Origin of the sequence: Streptosporangium sp. NPDC020145, from assembly GCF_040631275.1 — a bacterium.
In the GTDB taxonomy this organism is placed as follows: domain Bacteria; phylum Actinomycetota; class Actinomycetes; order Streptosporangiales; family Streptosporangiaceae; genus Streptosporangium.
Map to the genome: position 1 here is coordinate 204343 of NZ_JBEXZT010000002.1, position 16284 is coordinate 220626.

At 71.7% G+C, this 16284-nt stretch carries 12 protein-coding genes; 3 read left to right on the forward strand and 9 right to left on the reverse strand.

What is annotated here, in order from left to right; genetic code table 11:
- Nucleotides 1-209: 209 nt before the first annotated feature.
- From ABZ463_RS03580 to ABZ463_RS03620, 9 genes are all read right to left on the reverse strand, one after another.
- On the reverse strand, nucleotides 210-1046 hold the full coding sequence (locus ABZ463_RS03580; RefSeq protein WP_352009924.1) for a DNA-3-methyladenine glycosylase 2 family protein: 837 nt from the start codon (nucleotides 1044-1046) through the stop codon (nucleotides 210-212).
- A 69-nt stretch (nucleotides 1047-1115) separates the two neighbouring features.
- Entirely contained in the window at nucleotides 1116-2210 is a 1095-nt protein-coding gene (locus ABZ463_RS03585) for an NDP-sugar synthase (RefSeq protein ID WP_352009925.1), read from the reverse strand.
- A gap of 71 nt (nucleotides 2211-2281) precedes the next feature.
- On the reverse strand, nucleotides 2282-3403 hold the full coding sequence (locus tag ABZ463_RS03590) for a glycosyltransferase family 1 protein (protein WP_352009926.1): 1122 nt from the start codon (nucleotides 3401-3403) through the stop codon (nucleotides 2282-2284).
- Between the two features lie 91 nt (nucleotides 3404-3494).
- The gene (locus ABZ463_RS03595) at nucleotides 3495-4421 is read right to left on the reverse strand and encodes a lysylphosphatidylglycerol synthase transmembrane domain-containing protein (RefSeq protein WP_352009927.1); all 927 of its coding nucleotides are present in this window, start codon (nucleotides 4419-4421) and stop codon (nucleotides 3495-3497) included.
- Between the two features lie 29 nt (nucleotides 4422-4450).
- The gene (locus tag ABZ463_RS03600; RefSeq protein ID WP_362772563.1) at nucleotides 4451-5290 is read right to left on the reverse strand and encodes a class I SAM-dependent methyltransferase; all 840 of its coding nucleotides are present in this window, start codon (nucleotides 5288-5290) and stop codon (nucleotides 4451-4453) included.
- A gap of 86 nt (nucleotides 5291-5376) precedes the next feature.
- Nucleotides 5377-6453, reverse strand: a complete 1077-nt coding sequence (locus ABZ463_RS03605) for a glycosyltransferase family 4 protein (protein WP_362772566.1) — start codon at nucleotides 6451-6453, stop codon at nucleotides 5377-5379.
- A complete protein-coding gene (locus ABZ463_RS03610; protein WP_362772569.1) occupies nucleotides 6454-7347 on the reverse strand; it encodes a glycosyltransferase family 2 protein in 894 nt (297 codons plus the stop codon).
- 90 nt (nucleotides 7348-7437) lie between these two features.
- A complete protein-coding gene (locus ABZ463_RS03615; RefSeq protein WP_362772572.1) occupies nucleotides 7438-8430 on the reverse strand; it encodes a permease-like cell division protein FtsX in 993 nt (330 codons plus the stop codon).
- A gap of 105 nt (nucleotides 8431-8535) precedes the next feature.
- On the reverse strand, nucleotides 8536-10683 hold the full coding sequence (locus tag ABZ463_RS03620; protein WP_362772575.1) for a hypothetical protein: 2148 nt from the start codon (nucleotides 10681-10683) through the stop codon (nucleotides 8536-8538).
- 102 nt (nucleotides 10684-10785) lie between these two features.
- Here ABZ463_RS03620 and ABZ463_RS03625 point away from each other — a divergent pair, with 102 nt between their 5' ends.
- The 3 genes from ABZ463_RS03625 to ABZ463_RS03635 all read left to right on the forward strand — a co-directional run bounded on the left by ABZ463_RS03625 (nucleotide 10786) and on the right by ABZ463_RS03635 (nucleotide 16283).
- The gene (locus ABZ463_RS03625; protein ID WP_362772578.1) at nucleotides 10786-12243 is read left to right on the forward strand and encodes a phospholipid carrier-dependent glycosyltransferase; all 1458 of its coding nucleotides are present in this window, start codon (nucleotides 10786-10788) and stop codon (nucleotides 12241-12243) included.
- Nucleotides 12244-12397: 154 nt separating this feature from the next.
- Nucleotides 12398-14095, forward strand: a complete 1698-nt coding sequence (locus tag ABZ463_RS03630; RefSeq protein WP_352009934.1) for an LCP family protein — start codon at nucleotides 12398-12400, stop codon at nucleotides 14093-14095.
- 244 nt (nucleotides 14096-14339) lie between these two features.
- Entirely contained in the window at nucleotides 14340-16283 is a 1944-nt protein-coding gene (locus tag ABZ463_RS03635; protein WP_362772582.1) for an acyltransferase family protein, read from the forward strand.
- The last annotated feature ends 1 nt before the right edge of the window (nucleotide 16284 follow it).

The following is a 16284-nucleotide window of genomic DNA, read 5'->3' on the forward strand; positions in this document are numbered from 1 at the left end:
CCCTCAAGCAAATCTCGATAGACGTAAATTATTGCACCTGCATATATTGGAGGCATCCCCGGAAACCGCTCCACAGGAGTTCACGATGCTCTGGTTCCTCCTCGCCCTGCTCGCCGTGTCCGCGCTGGCCCCGCTGATAGGCACCGACACCCGTGACGGCCGTGACTGGCGCGACGACGACCCTGCCACGTCCAGGAGAAGGCTCCCCGTCAGAAGGACCGGTAGTCCCGCACCCGTGCCCTCGGCCCCCGTGCGGGCGGGCGTTCGCCGTCCGACCTCAGCAACCTGCTGACCCGGTGACGATGCCCCAGGTAGGGGGCGAGCAGCCGCAACATCCCCGCGTCGTCGGTCCGCCGCCCCGTCAGCGCCCAGCCGACCAGCGACGACAGGTGATAGTCGCCGACGGAGAGCGCGTCCGCGTCGCCGTGTGAGCGCTGGCGCACCTCGGCCGACGTCCACACTCCGATCCCCGGCAGCGCCCGCAGCAGCAGATCGGTCGCGGCGCTGTCCCCCGCCGCCTCCAGCCTCGCGGCGTACCGGGCGGCGTTCACGATCGTCCTGGCCCGTACGGCCTCGGCCCCCGCCCGGTGCCAGTCCCACGAGGGGATCGACCGGCACACCTCAGGTCCGGGAAAGACCCGCATCCCCTCGGGCGCGGGCCCCGGAGCCGGCTCACCGTAGCGGTACAGCAGCCACCGCCACGCCCGCCAGCCCTCCTCACTGACCACCTTCTGCTCCAGTACGGCGGGCACCAGGGACTCGAAGACCCGGAAGGTCCGTCCGATCCTGAGCCCTTCGTGCCGTTTCGCCGCGCGCCGTACCACCTCGTGCTCCGGGACGAAGCCCGAGACGTCGTCGTCCTCGCCGAGCAGCGCGGGCAGCGTCTCCAGCAGCCATCCGGCTCCGGGACCCCACGCCGCACCGGTGACGCGGCCGTCGGCGACGGCGACCCGCAGTGTGCCCGGTCCGTCGGGGGTGGCGCAGGTGCGCCAGAACGCCCCGTCGGGGGTGTGCCGCCAGGCGGGGTCCCCGGGGCCGTGCCGCAACGGACGCAGAGTCGCCCTGAGATCGAGCGGCCGGTCCGGCCGCCACCGTCTTTCGGCCAAGGGAGCGGGTCAGCGGTCGCTGGAGAAACGGATGGCGCACTCGGGCAGCACGACACCCGGCCAGACCCGGCTGCCCGCGAGCAGTTCGTTGCCCGGCCCGACGACGGCGCCGTCACCGACGACCACGTCCCGCAGGACCGCGCCCGGCTCGACCCTGGCCCCGATGCCCACGACCGAGTCGGTCACCGACGCCCCGGCGCGGATCACGCAGTCGTCGCCGAGCACGCTGCCGGAGACCTGCGCCCCCGCCTCGACGACCGCGCGGGCGCCGACGACGGAACCGCCGTCCACCTTCGCCCCCGCGTCGACCACGGCGCCGGGCAGCGCCAGCAGGTCACCGGTCGGCCCGGGCAGGGCCGGGGAGGCCAGCCGGCCCAGGACCAGGTCGCGGGAACCCTGGACGAACGCGGCGGGGGTGCCGACGTCCAGCCAGTAGGAGGCGTCGGCGTAGCCGAGCACCAGGGCGCCGTCCTCGATGAGGCCGGGGAAGGTCTCCCGTTCGACGGAGACGACCTCCCCCGCCGGGATGGTGTCGATCACCGAGCGGGTGAAGACGTAGCAGCCCGCGTTGATCCGGTTGGTGACCGGGTTCGGTGTCTTCTCCAGGAACGCGGTCACCCGGCCGTCCCCGTCGGTCGGCACGCAGCCGAACCGCGAGGGGTCCTCGACCTCGGTCAGGTGCAACGTCACCGCGGCCTGTCTGGCGATGTGCCTGGCGACCTGGTCGCCGATGTCGTGGCCGGACAGGATGTCGCCGTTGAGCACCAGCACCGGGGCGTCCGGGCCGCAGGTCAGCGCGTCGGCGGCGTTCCTGATGGCGCCGCCGGTGCCCAGCGGCGTCTCCTCCGTCATGTACTCCAGCGAGAGCCCGAACGCCGAGCCGTCCCCGAACGCCTCGGAGAACATCTCGGCCCGGTAGGAGGTGGCGAACACGATGCGCCGTACCCCGAACGAACGGGCCCGCGCCAGCTGGTGCGCCAGGAAGGGGACCCCCGCCGTGGGCAGCAGCGGCTTCGGGGTGCCCAGGGTAAGCGGACGCAGTCGCGTTCCTTGTCCTCCGACAAGAAGAATCGCCTCAAGCTCCGACAAAGAGGTCTCCATCATCCCGCGAGATTAGCTCACCGTTCAACGGCGTGCTGAATAGCCCATTAACCGATGGAAGATCGATTCTTTCGCTAATCGAGCGCACGCTGATAGGACAACAGATGGGCCTCGGCCGAGGCGTCCCAGGTGAACTCCTTCGCCCTGGAGTGCCCCGCCTCGGAAAGCGCCGCGCGGCGCTCCGGCGAGGTCAGCAGCGAACGCAGCGCGTCGGCGATGCTTGCCTCGTCGGGCTCGGTGTAGGCGACCGCGTCCCCGCCGACCTCGGGCAGCGAGGTCCGGTGCGTGGTCAGCACCGGTGTGCCGCAGGCCATGGCCTCAAGGACGGGAAGCCCGAAGCCCTCCCCCCGGGAGGGGAAGGCCGCCACCAGCGCGCCGCCGAGGAAACCGGACAGGTCGGAGAAGGCCAGGAAGCCGGGACGGACGACCCTGACGTCCGAGGGCACCTCGTCGATCGCGGCGTCCACGTCGGCCTCGTGGACCCCGCCCGCCAGCACCAGCGCGGGCGGCGAGGGCAGCTCGCGCACCGCCCTGGCGAACCCCCTGATCAGGTTCGGCAGGTTCTTGCGCGGCTCCATCGGGCCGAGAAAGGCAACGTACGGCGTGCCGTGCAGCCCGAGCCGGTCGGCCGCGTGCGCCAGCTCCCGCTCCGAGGGCCGGTGGAACAGCCGGGGATCGACCCCGTGGTAGGCCACGTCGATCCTCGTCGGGTCGGCGGTCAGCACCCTGACCAGCTCGTCCCTCGTCGCCTTCGAGGGGACGACGACCCGCGCGGCGTGCCGTACGGCGGTGCGGGTCGCCGAACGGAAGAAGGAGGCCCTGACCGTGTCGTGCTGGGAGGCCTCGGTGAACCACGTGACGTCGTGCACGGTCACCACGGCGGGCAGCCCCGAACGCAGCGGCATCGAGTAGTAGGGGGCGTGGATCACCTGGGCGCCCACCTGCTGGGCGACGACCGGCAGCCCGGTCTGCTCCCAGGCGATCCTGGCGGCCCGGTTGGCGATGCCGAGCGGCCCTGGAACGATCCTGGCCGAAGGGGCGAGCCCGGCGTAACGTTCGGCGTCGGCGCGTTGGCACACGATCGCCAGGTCGGCTCCCGCCCGGTCAAGCGCGGCGAGAAGTCCGTCGACATATCTGATCAGAGCACCACGGTCAGCCGGAACCGCGGCCGCGTCGACGAGCACTCGGGGCGTCAAGAACGATCACTCCCCCTCAAGGGTCAGCGCGGGCTCCTTCTCCCATTTCCCCCTCACTCTATTGCGAGCGTCTTCGAAAACGTGGGGTATATCACACGGGTTTTCCCGTTGTTTGATCGTGCGTGGGACCGACGTCACGACGGGCCGCGATCCCGGCCGCACCGGCGCAAACAAGGTCACCGACCACGATCACGATTCTGGAGCAGAGCGCCACCGTGATCGCCTGTCCCTGGCTCAGCACCGGGGCCAGCACCGCGACCATGGCCACCTCGCGCACCCCCGCCCCCGCCGGGACCACGAACGTCATGATGCCCAGGCACCAGGAGAGCGCGAACGCCCCGATGGAGAAGACGATCGCGGAAAGCCCGGAGGGGCCGAAGTCACGGACGACGGCGGCCAGGTGCAGGCCGTAGGCGGTCCAGCCGAGCAGCGCCCAGCCGAGCGCGGTGAGCATGCCCCCGCGGGTGAGCGGGCGTTCGAGCGGCTCACGCCCCAGCTTCCGCAGCCCGAACCCGAGGACCGCGTTGACCACCCGGGGCTCGAAGGCCACCGCGAGCACCGGGATCAGCAGGAACACCCAGGCGTACGGCGCCGCCGAACCCGGCATGGCGGCCAGCAGCGTCACTCCCGAGACCACCAGCCCGCTGCCCAGCTGCACCGGCATCGTCAGGAAGAACGCCGCCGCGCTGCGCGACCTGGGCACGCCGAGTTCCCTGCCCATCTCCATCTGGGCCAGGACCGGCCACAGCGAGCCGGGGATGTACTTGCCGAGCTGGCCGACGAAGAAGACCTTCGCGGCGGGGCGGAACGGCAGCGGCGAGCCGAGGTCGGCCAGCAGCGCCCGCCACGTCATCATCCCGCCGCCCAGCGCGGCGATGACGGCCAGCAGCGACAGGACCAGGCCGGGCCAGGAGAGCCGGGCGAACCCGGCGCGGATGTCGTCCCACTGCCGGGCGACCGCCCACGCGCCGAAGCCGAGCGCGACGACCAGGAACGCGATCCGGACCAGGCGTTTCACGCTCTCACGGTTCCAATCTCACAGGGGTCTCACAGAGGGAGCACCGGCTCCGGCGGCTGCGGCAGGGCGGCCCCCGCGGGACGGCGTCGCCCCTTGGTCGCCACCCACAGGTAGGTCGGCACGACCGGCAGCAGCGCGCCGAGCACCGGCCGTGGCAGCCGGGACAGGACACCCTCCGCGGCCCGGCCGACCGCGCCGGGGAACAGCTCGGACCCGGCGAACTCCGCCGGGGTGGCCAGCACCGGGAAGGTGTAGTCCCACACCCGCAGTCCCCTGACCATCCGGCGCAGCCCCCTGCGGGTCCGGTAGCGCTCGTAGTAGCTGTCGGCCCGCCCGGACAGGCGCACGTAACGGTCGGCGAGCGCGGGCGGCAGATAGGACAGGAACGGCAGCCTGTAGTGCGGCTCCATCACCCCGAGCCGGTTGCCCAGGCCCAGGTAGAGCACGCCGTCGGGGGCCAGCACCCGGCGCATCTCCGCCATGATCGCGTCAGGGTCCACCACGTGCTCGTAGATGTGGTTGAAGACCAGCACGTCGATGGAGTCGTCGGGGAAGGGCAGCGCCGTACCGTCGGCACAGACGAAGCTGACCCGCTCACCGAACCGCGCCGAGGCCTTGCGCAGGCCCGGCACGTCGATGTCCACGCCGAACGTCCGCCGCGCGCCCGCCGCCGCCAGCTCGTCGGCGATGAACCCGGCCGAACAGCCGATGTCGGCGACCGTCAGCCCTTCGAGGACCCGCTCCCTCCTGCCGAGGAAGTGGCCGAGCACCGCCACGATCTTCGCGGCCTTGCGGCGGCGTTTCTCCTCGTCCAGCATGGCCGCCTGGAACTCGGAGTACTCCAGCTGCGCAACCCGCTCGCCGCTCATCGTCCGTTCACCGTTCCTCGTCGCCATCACGGCCCGCCCCTGCCCGCCGGGGCGCGCGGCCCAAGCGTACCGGCGTGCCGTGTCCCTTACCGGTCACCGACCAGAGCCGCCAGGTAGGCGTCCCAGTAGGGTTCGGGGTCGACCGGCTTGACCCCGGACCGCAGCCGTTGCGGCTCTCCCGGCCGGTAGAAGGCCTCAAGCGCGGCCCGCAGGGACTCCACCGAGCCCGGCTCGACCAGCAGGCCGTCCACGCCGTCGGTCACGTGGTCGCCGAGCGTCCCCACCCGGCTGGCGATCACCGGCACGCCCTGTTCGTGGCCGAGCCACACCTGCTGGCTGGCCGTACCGCCGCGGTAGGGCAGGACCAGCGCGTCCACGTCGGCGAACAGCTCCGGCACCTCGGTGTCGGCCACGTAACCCGGTCGCAGTTCGACCCGGTCGGTCAGCCCGAGCTGCGCGACCAACGCCTTCGTCTCGTCGAGACCGCCCCAGAACTCTCCGGCGACACGCAGCGAGACCCCTTCGGGCAGCGCCCTGATCAGCACGTCGAGCCCCTTGTACGGACGGACCAGGCCGAAGAACAACAGCCGCCCGGCCACCTCCTCACCCGCTCCCCGGGCACGTCCGCGCAGGGCGGCGGGCAGGTGCGGCGCCATCTCGGCCACCGTCACCGGAGCGGGCGTCAGCCCTCGGGCCAGGTCCCCCTGCGCCCGCGAGTGGGCCAGCACCCCGTCGACCCTGCGCAGCAGCGCCCGCATCAACGGCACGTCGTACGGCTTGCGCTCGTGGGGCAGCACGTTGTGGCACAGCGCGACGACCCGGGTACGGCGCCGCAGGCCGTACAGGATGCCCAGGTAGGCGGGCACCTGCACCGGGCTGAGCACGACGAGGATCACCAGGTCGGCCCCCGCCAGGCGGCGCCCCGCGCGCGCCCAGCCGTCGGGACGGCGCCAGTCGAGGTCGCGCAGGACGTTGGGGAAGGGGGCGCCGTCGGGGGTGTCCACGGTCTGGGTGCCCGGGTAGAGGAAGGAGGGGTACTGCGCCCGCCACGACTCGATCAGCACGTCGTGCCCGGCCGCCCGCAGACGGTGGGCCAGTTCCGTGGTGTGCGCGACCCCGCCGCCCTTGTAGGGGTGGGCGGGCCCGACGATCGCGACGCGCATCTACTCGCTCCTGGAGCGCACGATGAGGTCGGCCAGCAGCGCGAGCGAGCCGATGAGCAGACCGGACAGGAAGATGACGATGGTGTTGCTGGTCAGGTAGAACCCGTAGCGGATCATGTCGACCACGCCCTTGACCAGGCCGATGCCGACCAGCCACAGCGCGGGCGGCATGAGGACCTTGAGCGGGTTGAAGTACATGACCATCCGCAGCACCTGCAGGATGTAGCGGTAGGCGTCGGAGACGAAGCTGAACTTCGACGTGCCCGCCCGCTTGCTGTACTCGATCGGCAGATAGTAGACGTCGTGCTGGTTCGACAGGAACGACAGCGTGATCGTGGTGACGCAGGAGAAGCCGGGAGGCAGCAGCCGCAGGTACGGCTTGGCCACCGACTTGCGGAAGGCCCGAAGCCCGCTGTTCAGGTCGGGGATCTTCTGCCCGGCGAGCCGCTCGGCCACCTTGCGGATGAACCACTTGGCGGGCACCCGCAGGAACTTGTGCGAGCCCTCCTCGGTGGTCCGCGCGCCCACGACCTGGTCGATCGCCGCGTCCTTGTCCAGGATCGCCACCAGCTCGGGGATGCGCTCGTTCGGGTAGGTCATGTCCGCGTCGGTCCACACGACGATCTCGCCCCGGGCCTCCTGCGTGCCGATCCTGCGCACGGTGCCCGAGCCGCCGTTGCGGTGGAAGGCCCGCACCCGCATGTTGGGGAAACGCGGCGCGGCCTCGTGCAGCCTGGCCAGGGTCGCGTCGGTCGAGAAGTCGTCGACGGCCACGAGCTCGTAGGTGTAACCGCTGTCGTCCATCGCCCGGCAGATGCGCTCGACCTCGTCGATGACGTGGTTCTGCTCGTTGTAACAGGGCAGGACGATTGTGACGTACGGTGTTGCGTCCACGGCGGTTCCACTCTTCGGCGTCTCGGGCGTGCTCACGACGGGCGAGGATACTCTGCCCGGCTGGGAGGCGAGTGCACTTCGCCGTCCGGCTCAGCCTGTCTCCACGACACCGGCGCCGCCGACGCCCGGCAGTTCCTCCATCGTCGCGGCGAATGACCGGGCGTCCGTCGGGTCGGCGAGCTTTACAAAGTATCCCTCGGACACGGTCGCCGAGTCGGGCAGGCGCCCTGCCCACATGAAGGACAGGACGCGCCGGGCGTGGGCGGCGTCCTCGACGTAGACGTGCTCGACCTCCTCCATGCCCGCCAGCCTCGCCTCGACGGCCTTCCTCTCCTGGGAGGTGGCCCGGCCGCGTCCCGCGCAGTCGTCCGCCCCGCAGAGCGTGAGGTAGGCGTCGGCCTTGTACCGCCAGAAGGGGTGGCCGAAGGCACCGGCGTTGGCGACGCCCGGAGCCCGGTTGAGCGCGGCGGGGAAGGGAGCGATGTCGGCCCGGTCACGGAGCGTCCCGACGAACGACTCCGGCAGGTCCCCGGCCTTGAGGACGGAGAGCATGACCTCGTCCCCGGCGTAGGCCCTGCGGTAGTCCGCCAGGGCCTCCTGGCGGGAGACGAACCGCACGTCCTTCACCTGGGGCATCGCCCGCAGCCTCTCCCCGAGAGCACGCCGTTGCTCGGCGGTCACGGCCCTGCCGTGGCAGTTCTCCCACGGGGCGTCGTCCCAGCACAGGAAGACGGAGAATGTCCCGCCCTTCGGCCAGGGACCGGCGGGCGGCGGGGAGAACTTCTGGCCGGTCGCGGAGGACCCCGCCTTGAGGGACGGCGCCTTGGGAGGCCGTGCCGTGGGAGTCGCGGCCTCGGGGGAGCGTCCCTGCGGGGACTCCGCCCGGGGAGCCGACGCCCTGGCAGCCGACGCCTCGGGGGACGGCGCCTTGGGGGACGGCACCGCCTGCGCGGCCGTCGGCGGGAGCACCGGCAGTACGGCCACGGCCGCGACCCCGCTCAGTACGGCGCGGCGGGCCCGTGCCCGTCTCCGCGAGCCACCGGACCCGCTCCCGGGAACAATCGTGTCCAATGCGTCACCCACCGCGATAACCAGATGTCCTTCACAACAGCCATGAATGGATATCACGGATTCGATCACCGCTTGACGAGGTGGTCCCCGGCGGGCGAAACCGTTACCTACGGGCCTTCAGGAGGCGGGCGGGACGGTCATCCAGACGTCCACGGCCATCGACCAGGTGCCGTTCGGCGGCTCGACGAGGGAACGCTCGTCCTGACGGGCCCGCAGCTTCATCACCTGGACCGGATCGCCGTACGGAGCGAGCTGGTCGGCCCTGACCGCGAGCAGGACGGGCACCCGGCCCGCCGCCCGGACGCGGCCGACCAGACGGTTGACGTCGGAGGGGATGGGGATGTCCGCGCCCTGCCGGTGGAAGACCTTGGCGGTCGGCACGCCGCAGGTGCCCCTGACGACCTGGGTGAACCGGTCACCGGTGACCCGTTCGACGATCAGCACGGAGGCGTTGGCGGGCAGGGCCGCGCACATCGCCTCGACCGCGGCGCGCTCACCGCGCTCGACCGGGGTGAAGGCGACGCCCGCCGAGGTGACCACGGGCGGCACGAGCAGCAGCAGCACGCCCGCGACGACCAGCCCGCGTTGCACGGGCCTGCCGTACCCGAGCCTGCGGGCCTTGTCCCTGACCCAGCGCAGCCCCCAGACCGCCAGCAGCACCAGCCCGGGGATGACGACGGGCACCAGGCGCCGGGAGGCCCACGGGTGGTCGGGGGTGATGGAGGGCAGTATCAGCGTGGCGACCGTGGTCCAGCCGATCACGGCCAGCGGCAGCAGCCAGCCGAACCCGCGCCGCCTGACCAGCCTGCGCGTCAGCAGGGCGGCGGCCATGGTGGCCAGGGCGACGGCGGGAACGCCGAGGTACCAGATCACCCAGTAGAGCGACTCCTCGTAGTAGAGCCGGGTCGGGTCGGCCGCCAGGCCGTTGTCCGCCTGGGTTCGCTGGATGAACGCGGCGTTCAGCGCGTCGTCGGCGGTCACCGGGATGCGGGTCACGGTCTGCAGCCAGGGCCGGGCCACGAAGATCGCGACGACCAGCACCACCAGGCCCGCGGCGATCTCGGGAAGCCCGCGCAGCCGTACGGCCCGTCGCAGCGGCGGGGCGAGCACCGGGGCCAGGGCCGCCGCCACCAGGGTGAGGGCCAGGACCGCCCCGCAGATGGCCAGCAGCGGCCTGACCGAGGCTCCCAGGTAGGTCAGGTACGGCCGGGACAGGAAGTAGGTGGCGGCCAGGCCGACCCCGGTTCCCACGGCCAGCCCGCACAGCAGCGGCAGGCCGAGCCGTCCCTCCTGACGGCCGCCGACCCTGCGCATGGCGATCAGCAGCCCGGCGTAGGCGAGCACGGGCAGGATGTCGCGCAGGCCGTCGATCCTGACCAGCACGGCCAGCCCGAACACCAGGCCCGCCAGGTCGGCGCCCGCGACGGCGCCGTAGGCCTGGGCCGCGCGGACCAGCCCCGGCCGCTCCCCCGAGGGGACCGGTGGCAGGTAGCCGAGCCCCATGACGCCCGAACGCAGCCTGGCCCGTGCGTCGTGGAGCAGGACGAGCCCGCCGAAGAGCATGATCAGGGACGGGATCTCACTGAAGGTGGTGCGCGAGGTGTAGAGGATCGGCAGGCTGACCGCGAACACCAGGGCGGCCAGCGGCGCCCAGCGGGCGCCGACGAACCTGGCGACGAGCCCGGCGACGACCAGCACCGCCATGGCGCCGAGCAGCGGGGGGACCAGCAGCAGGCCGCCCAGCCCGCCCAGCCAGTGACCGAGCGCCTGGATCATCGGCGGCCCCGGCATGAACTGCGGCACGACCACGCCGCCGAAGTCGTAGAAGCCCATGCTGCCGAAGACCAGCGCCGGGTCGGCCCCGCCGAAGGCCGCCTCCTGGTACGGGATCGGCAGCGAGCCGTGTTCGGCCAGCCAGACGGCGTACTGCGCGTAGGTCGCCGGGTCGCGGCGGACGATGAGCTGCTCGCTGCCGAACACGGTGTTGAAGATCGCGGAACCGGCCGCGACGGCGACGACCGCGGCCGTCTGCCCGGCGGTCGCCTCGACCGTCTCCGGCAGGCGGCGCAGGCCGTAGCGGCACAGCAGCGCCGCGACCAGCAGGCCGAGCGGCAGCGCGGCGACCGGCCTGAACCAGCCCAGCATGAGCAGCGCGAACCCGGCTAGCAGCCAGCCCGCCAGGACGAGCGCGGGCACGGCCGAGAGCACGGCGAGCACCCTGCCCGCCGTGGGTCCGCGCGCGCTGTCCCACGGGCCGATCCTCATGGCTGGCCCCGAGCGTAGCGGCCCCGCCGCGCGACGGCGACGGGGGCGCGCGACGGGCGGGCCGAGCCGGTAGCGTACGCGCAGCATGCGAAGGGGGCGGTAGTGGTCGGGTGGGTGCGGGGGCGCAGGGGGCTCTTCCCGGTGCCGGAGCGGGCCGCGCTGGAACCGCTGAGGCAGCGGTGGTTCCTGGTGGTGCTCGGTCTCGGGGTCGTCCTGCGGGCGCTCGCCATGCTCGGCTACCGGCCCGCGCTGTGGTTCCCCGACTCCTACACCTACGTGGTCACCGCGATGCGGCCCAGGCCCGACCTGGTGCGCCCGGCGGGCTACTCGATGTTCCTGCGGCTGTTGGAGCCCCTGCACAGCTTCGCCCTCGTCGCGGGCGTCCAGCACCTGCTCGGGCTCCTGACGGGCGTGATGGTCTACCTCACCGCCAGGCGGCTGCGCGCCCCCGCCTGGGCCGCGACGCTCGCCTGCGTCCCCGTCCTGCTGGACGCCTACCAGATCGAGCTGGAGCACCTGCTGGTCTCCGACACGCTGTTCACGACGCTCGTGGTGGCCGCCGTCTGCCTGGCCGTACGGGAGCCCGGGAGTCAGCGGGGGCGGATGGCCGGGGCGTGCGCGATCGGCCTGCTGGTCGCGGCGGCGACGCTGACCAGGACGGTCGGGCTGCCGCTGGTCGCGCTCCTGGGCGCGTGGCTGCTCTACCGGCAGCGGGGCCGGGTGGCGGTCGCGGCGGTGACGCTGGCCGCGGCGGCTTTGCCGATCCTGGGTTACGGCGTCTGGTTCCACGCGACCACCGGCAGGATCGGCCTGGTCGGCGCGAACGGCGCCTTCCTGTACGCCAAGACGATGACGTTCGCCGACTGCGCGGTGATGAGGCCGTCGGCGGAGCTGGCCGTCCTGTGCGACCCCCGGCCGCCCGCGTCGCGGCCCCCCTCGCAGGAGTATCTCTGGGGCCAGGACTCCCCGCTGGTCAGGCTGCCCGGCATCACCTTCACCCGGGAGACCGACGCGCTGGCCGGGGAGTTCGCCTCGCTGGCCATCCGCAGCCAGCCGCTGGACTATCTGGGCTCGGTCCTGACGGAGCTCGGCCGCTCCTTCACGCTGGACCGGCCCGTCTACCCCGACCAGGAGATCTACGACCACTACCTCTTCCCGGCCGCGACGCCCGAGCCGCCGGGACGTTACCCGGCCCTGGTCGGCGCCTCCTTCGCCCGGCTCTACGAGCGGGGGCCGATCGAGACCGAGGTGGTCGAGCCGTACGCGGGCTGGATGCGGGCCTACCAGGGCGTCGCCGCGCTGCCCGGCGCCGCGCTGCTGGTGATCCTGCTCCTCCCTCCGGTCGTCGCGGGGGTACGGCGGGCCAGGTCGGCCGGATCCGTCCCGGTGGTGTGGGCGCTGCCCTGGGCGACGGCGGTGACGTTGCTGGTCATGCCCGCGGCGGTGGCGGAGTTCGACTACCGCTACGTGCTGCCCGCCGTACCACTGGCCTGCCTTGCTGCGGCTTTCGCCGCGAGTAAACCTTCCTTCAGTAACATTCCAAGAAATGTCCGTATTTGAGTATGCTGGGCGGCCGGATCACCGCGCAGTCCCCGGGGGGAGATCATGGCTGAGTTCGTACCATCACGACTCCCCACGCCGACTTCGTGACCTACTCTTTGGGCGCTATGAGCGAGCCGAGACAGCGGGTGTCGCCGCCGAGCAAGGAGATCGCATGAGCGACCAGCGGCACGTCGCCATGAGCGATCACACCACCCAGCCGGCCCTTGGGCGCAGGGCGTCCAGGCGCGCGGCCGGGAACGGCGTGACGCCTGAGGAGATCTCCCCTCTTTACCAGGAACCTCCCAGGAGGAACGGCGGCGGCCGGTCGAGAGGGTCGGGCGGCAAGGCCGCCAAGCTCGGCGTCGGCGCCTGGGTCAGCGTCGCGCTGACCGGCGTCATGGTGGTCGGCACCCTCACCGGCTACAAGTTCTACCGGGACATCGAGGGCAACATCACCCGTGAGGACGTCGAGGGCAAGCTGGGCGCCGACCGCCCGCCGGAGACGGGCGCGCTCAACGTCCTCGTCGTCGGCTCCGACAGCCGCGACGGCGCGGGCAACAAGAAGTACGGCCAGCACCTGCAGGGAACGGGTGAGCGGACCGACACGATCATCCTCCTGCACATCTCCCCGAACCGCGACAAGGCGACGCTGATCAGCTTTCCCCGCGACTCGATGGTCCAGGCGCCCGAGTGCCAGAACCCCAAGACCAAGGCGATCATCCCCGCCGGTCTCCGGCAGATCAACGCGACCTTCAACGACGGCGGCATCACCTGCACGTGGAAGACGATCGAGACGCTGACCGACATCCACATCAACCACTTCGTCAAGGTCGACTTCTCCGGGTTCAAGGGCATCATCGACGCCCTCGGCGGCATCGAGATCTGCCTGCCCAAGGACGTCACGGACAAGAAGGCCAAGCTCGAACTGAAGAAGGGCAAGCACATCGTCAAGGGCGAGACCGCCCTGGCCTACGTCCGTGCCCGCTACACGCTCGGCGACGGCAGCGACATCAGCCGCATCAAGCGCCAGCAGGTCTTCCTCACCCAGGTGATGAAGAAGGCGACCAGCTCCGACCTGCTCACCGACCTCGGCAAGCTGACCAGTTTCCTTGAGGCCGCGACCTCCTCGGTGACGATGGACCGCAACCTCACCACCGGACGGCTCCTGGAGATCGCGCAGAGCGCGGCCTCCCTCAACGCCAAGGGCCTGAAGTCCGTCACCGTCCCCTGGAAGCCGTACGCGCCCGACCCCGGCCGGGTCGAGTGGGCCCAGCCGAAGGCCGACCAGCTCTTCGCCGCGATCCGCAGCGACATCGAGGTGCAGCCGACCGCCACGCCGAAGCCCTCGGCCAGCCCAGGCCAGACCTCGGCCCCCGCCAAACCCGCGATCAAGCCCTCCCAGGTCAGGGTCCAGGTGCTCAACGGCACCAGCGTCGCCGGCAGGGCGCAGGAGGTGGCCGACGCGCTGGCCGCCCAGGGCTTCACGGTGACCGAGGTCGGCAACGCGCGGCTGCCCAGCGGCGCCGACCAGCCGAAGACACGCATCCTGTACGCCAGGAACGCCCAGGACGGCGCCGACTACGCCGCCCCGGTGGCCGCCAAGCTCCTCAACAAGGAGAAGGTCAAGCCGGAGGGCGGCAAGCTCAAGCCGGGCGGCAGCGAGCCGTACGTCCCGTCGGCCACGGGAACGGCCTCGACCGCGCCCACCGCGACGCCGACGGCGAGCGCCCCGGCCACCACGACGGACGGCCAGGGGCCGGTCATCCAGCTGGTCATCGGTGCCGACTGGCAGGGTGTCGCCGCTCCCATCAAGATCCCGGACAGCATCAAGGGCGACGTGGTCGACGCCAACACCAACCCCTGTCTCTGAGCCCTGTCCCCGGTACCGCCGGTGCCGCCCCGTGCCCCGTTCCTCCGGGAACGGGGCCGTTCTCCCAGCTCCGGGCCGCCCCGACGGTCACGAAACCCCGTGAAACGCGGCGAGCTCGTGCGACAGGGCGTCCAAGAGCGTTTATGGTGGTCCGACCGGTGGACGACTCCGTCATCCGTCCGTGTCCCGGGCGATCTCGCCGGTCCGCTTCCCCGTCTCCGACAGATAGCTGAGCGTTTTCCTCGTGAGCGACACCCGACCCTCTTCCCCGGTACCGGCCCCATGGGACGACGGCGCCAGTGGCGCCGGAGGCGGCGGGCAAACCGGCGGGCAGGACGGAAGGGCGGCGCCGTGGCCCCAGCCTCCGGCCCCCGACCCTGCGGAGGGGGCGGGCGAGGTGACCGCGTGGGGCTACCCCGCCTACCGGGAGCCGGAGAACGCGCCCGGCGGGGAGACGAGCACGCCGTACTGGGAGGGGTCCTCCGCTTTCGGGAGTGAGGAGACCTCCGGGGCGGGCGCGGCGCCGTCCGCCGCACGGCAGGCGCGCAGCCCCTACCCCAGCCCTCACGACCCCCCGCACACCACCGCGTCCCAGGAACCCGCGTCGCAGAGGCCGGAGACCCGGGAGCCCCTGCCCCAGAGGCCGGAGTCCCGGGAGCGGGACGCGCGGTGGGCTCAGGAGTTCGGCGCGGCCCAGGCACGGGCGTGGACCTCGGGCACCCCGTCCGAGCCCCCCTCCTCGGAGACCTTCTCCTACTGGGAGAACTCCGCCCGGCAGCAGCCCGAGCCCCAGGAGGCCGACCGTCGGCCCTCCGCGTGGGGAGAGGCGACCGTCTCCCCCTGGGAGCAGGCCCACCCCGTCCCGTCTCAGGAACCCCCCGCGCCCGCCGAGCAGGCCGGGTACACCGCACCGGCTCCCGCCGAGCTCCCCGAGCGGACCACGCCGCGCCGCCGGGGCTCACGGGCGGCCTCGCACCTGAACGCCCGGCCCAGAATCCCTGCCTACCTGGACGAACACCCCCAGGTCACCGAGCAGCAGAGGGCCCCGGTTCCCGTCGGCGCGCACGCCGCGGGACCGGCCGTCGCCCCCTCGTCCGTCGGAGGTCCGGCGGCCCTGGAGTGGGAGCAGCGGGCCTACGCCGAGGAGGAGCCCACCGCTCCCCCGGCGAAGAAGAAGCGCGAGCCGTACCTCGACAACGTCAAGTTCGTCCTGATCGTCATGGTGGTCATCGGGCACTCGCTGGTGCCGACCCTGGCCGCGCACTCCTCCAGGGCCGCCTACCTGTTCATCTACACGTTCCACATGCCGGCGTTCGTGCTGATCAGCGGCTATCTGGGACGCAACTTCTGGAACTCGAACGCGAAGATCAACAAGCTGGTCGACACCATGCTGGTGCCGTACGCGTTCATCGAGATCGGGTACGCCCTGCTGCGTTACGCGCTCGGCCAGAAGTGGACCCTGACGATCATCGACCCGGCCTGGCTGAACTGGTATCTCGTCGCGCTGGTGCTCTGGCGGATCTCCACCCCCATCTGGACGCGGATGCGCCAGCCGTTGCTGGTCGCGGTGACCATATACATGGTGGCCGGTTTCTCCGAGATATCCGGCGACTTCAGCCTCGACCGGTTCTTCGGCCTGCTGCCGTTCTACGTGCTCGGCCTGCTGCTCAAGCCCGAGCACTTCGACCTGCTCAAGCCGTTCTGGGTGCGGATCGCCGCCGGGTTCGTCGTCGCCGGAGGCGTCGCGGTGGCCGTCTACCTCGCCCCCAGGGTCGGCCTCGACCCGGTCTACTACCGCTACAGCTTCAAGTACATGCACCTCAGCTGGTGGATGGGCCTGAGCGTGCGCGCGGCCATGCTGCTGGCGGGCCTGACGCTCTCGGTCGCGCTGCTGGCGCTCGTGCCGAGGCGCGAGACCTGGTTCTCCGACCTGGGCACCCGCACGCTCTACACCTACCTGCTGCACGGTGTCGTCGTGCTCATCGCCAAGGACCAGAAGTGGCTGAGCTTCCCCTGGCTGTACGGCCCGCTCGGCGTGCTGGCGATCGCGTCGAGCTCGCTCGTACTGGCGATCATCCTGAGCCTGCCGCAGACCCGCACGCTCTTCAAATGGCTGCTCGAACCCCGCCTGGTCTGGCTGTACCGCAGGCCCTCCTCGAAGGAGAGTTCAGCCGCCGTTCCCCGGTAGT

What these genes read in the sequence shown, in the direction of transcription:
- ABZ463_RS03600 (WP_362772563.1), bottom strand. Translation starts at nt 5,290, where the DNA reads ATGAGCGGCGAGCGGGTTGCGCAGCTGGAGTACTCCGAGTTCCAGGCG.
- ABZ463_RS03585 (WP_352009925.1), bottom strand. Translation starts at nt 2,210, where the DNA reads ATGATGGAGACCTCTTTGTCGGAGCTTGAGGCGATTCTTCTTGTCGGA.
- ABZ463_RS03620 (WP_362772575.1), bottom strand. Translation starts at nt 10,683, where the DNA reads ATGAGGATCGGCCCGTGGGACAGCGCGCGCGGACCCACGGCGGGCAGG.
- ABZ463_RS03630 (WP_352009934.1), top strand. Translation starts at nt 12,398, where the DNA reads ATGAGCGACCAGCGGCACGTCGCCATGAGCGATCACACCACCCAGCCG.
- ABZ463_RS03605 (WP_362772566.1), bottom strand. Translation starts at nt 6,453, where the DNA reads ATGCGCGTCGCGATCGTCGGGCCCGCCCACCCCTACAAGGGCGGCGGG.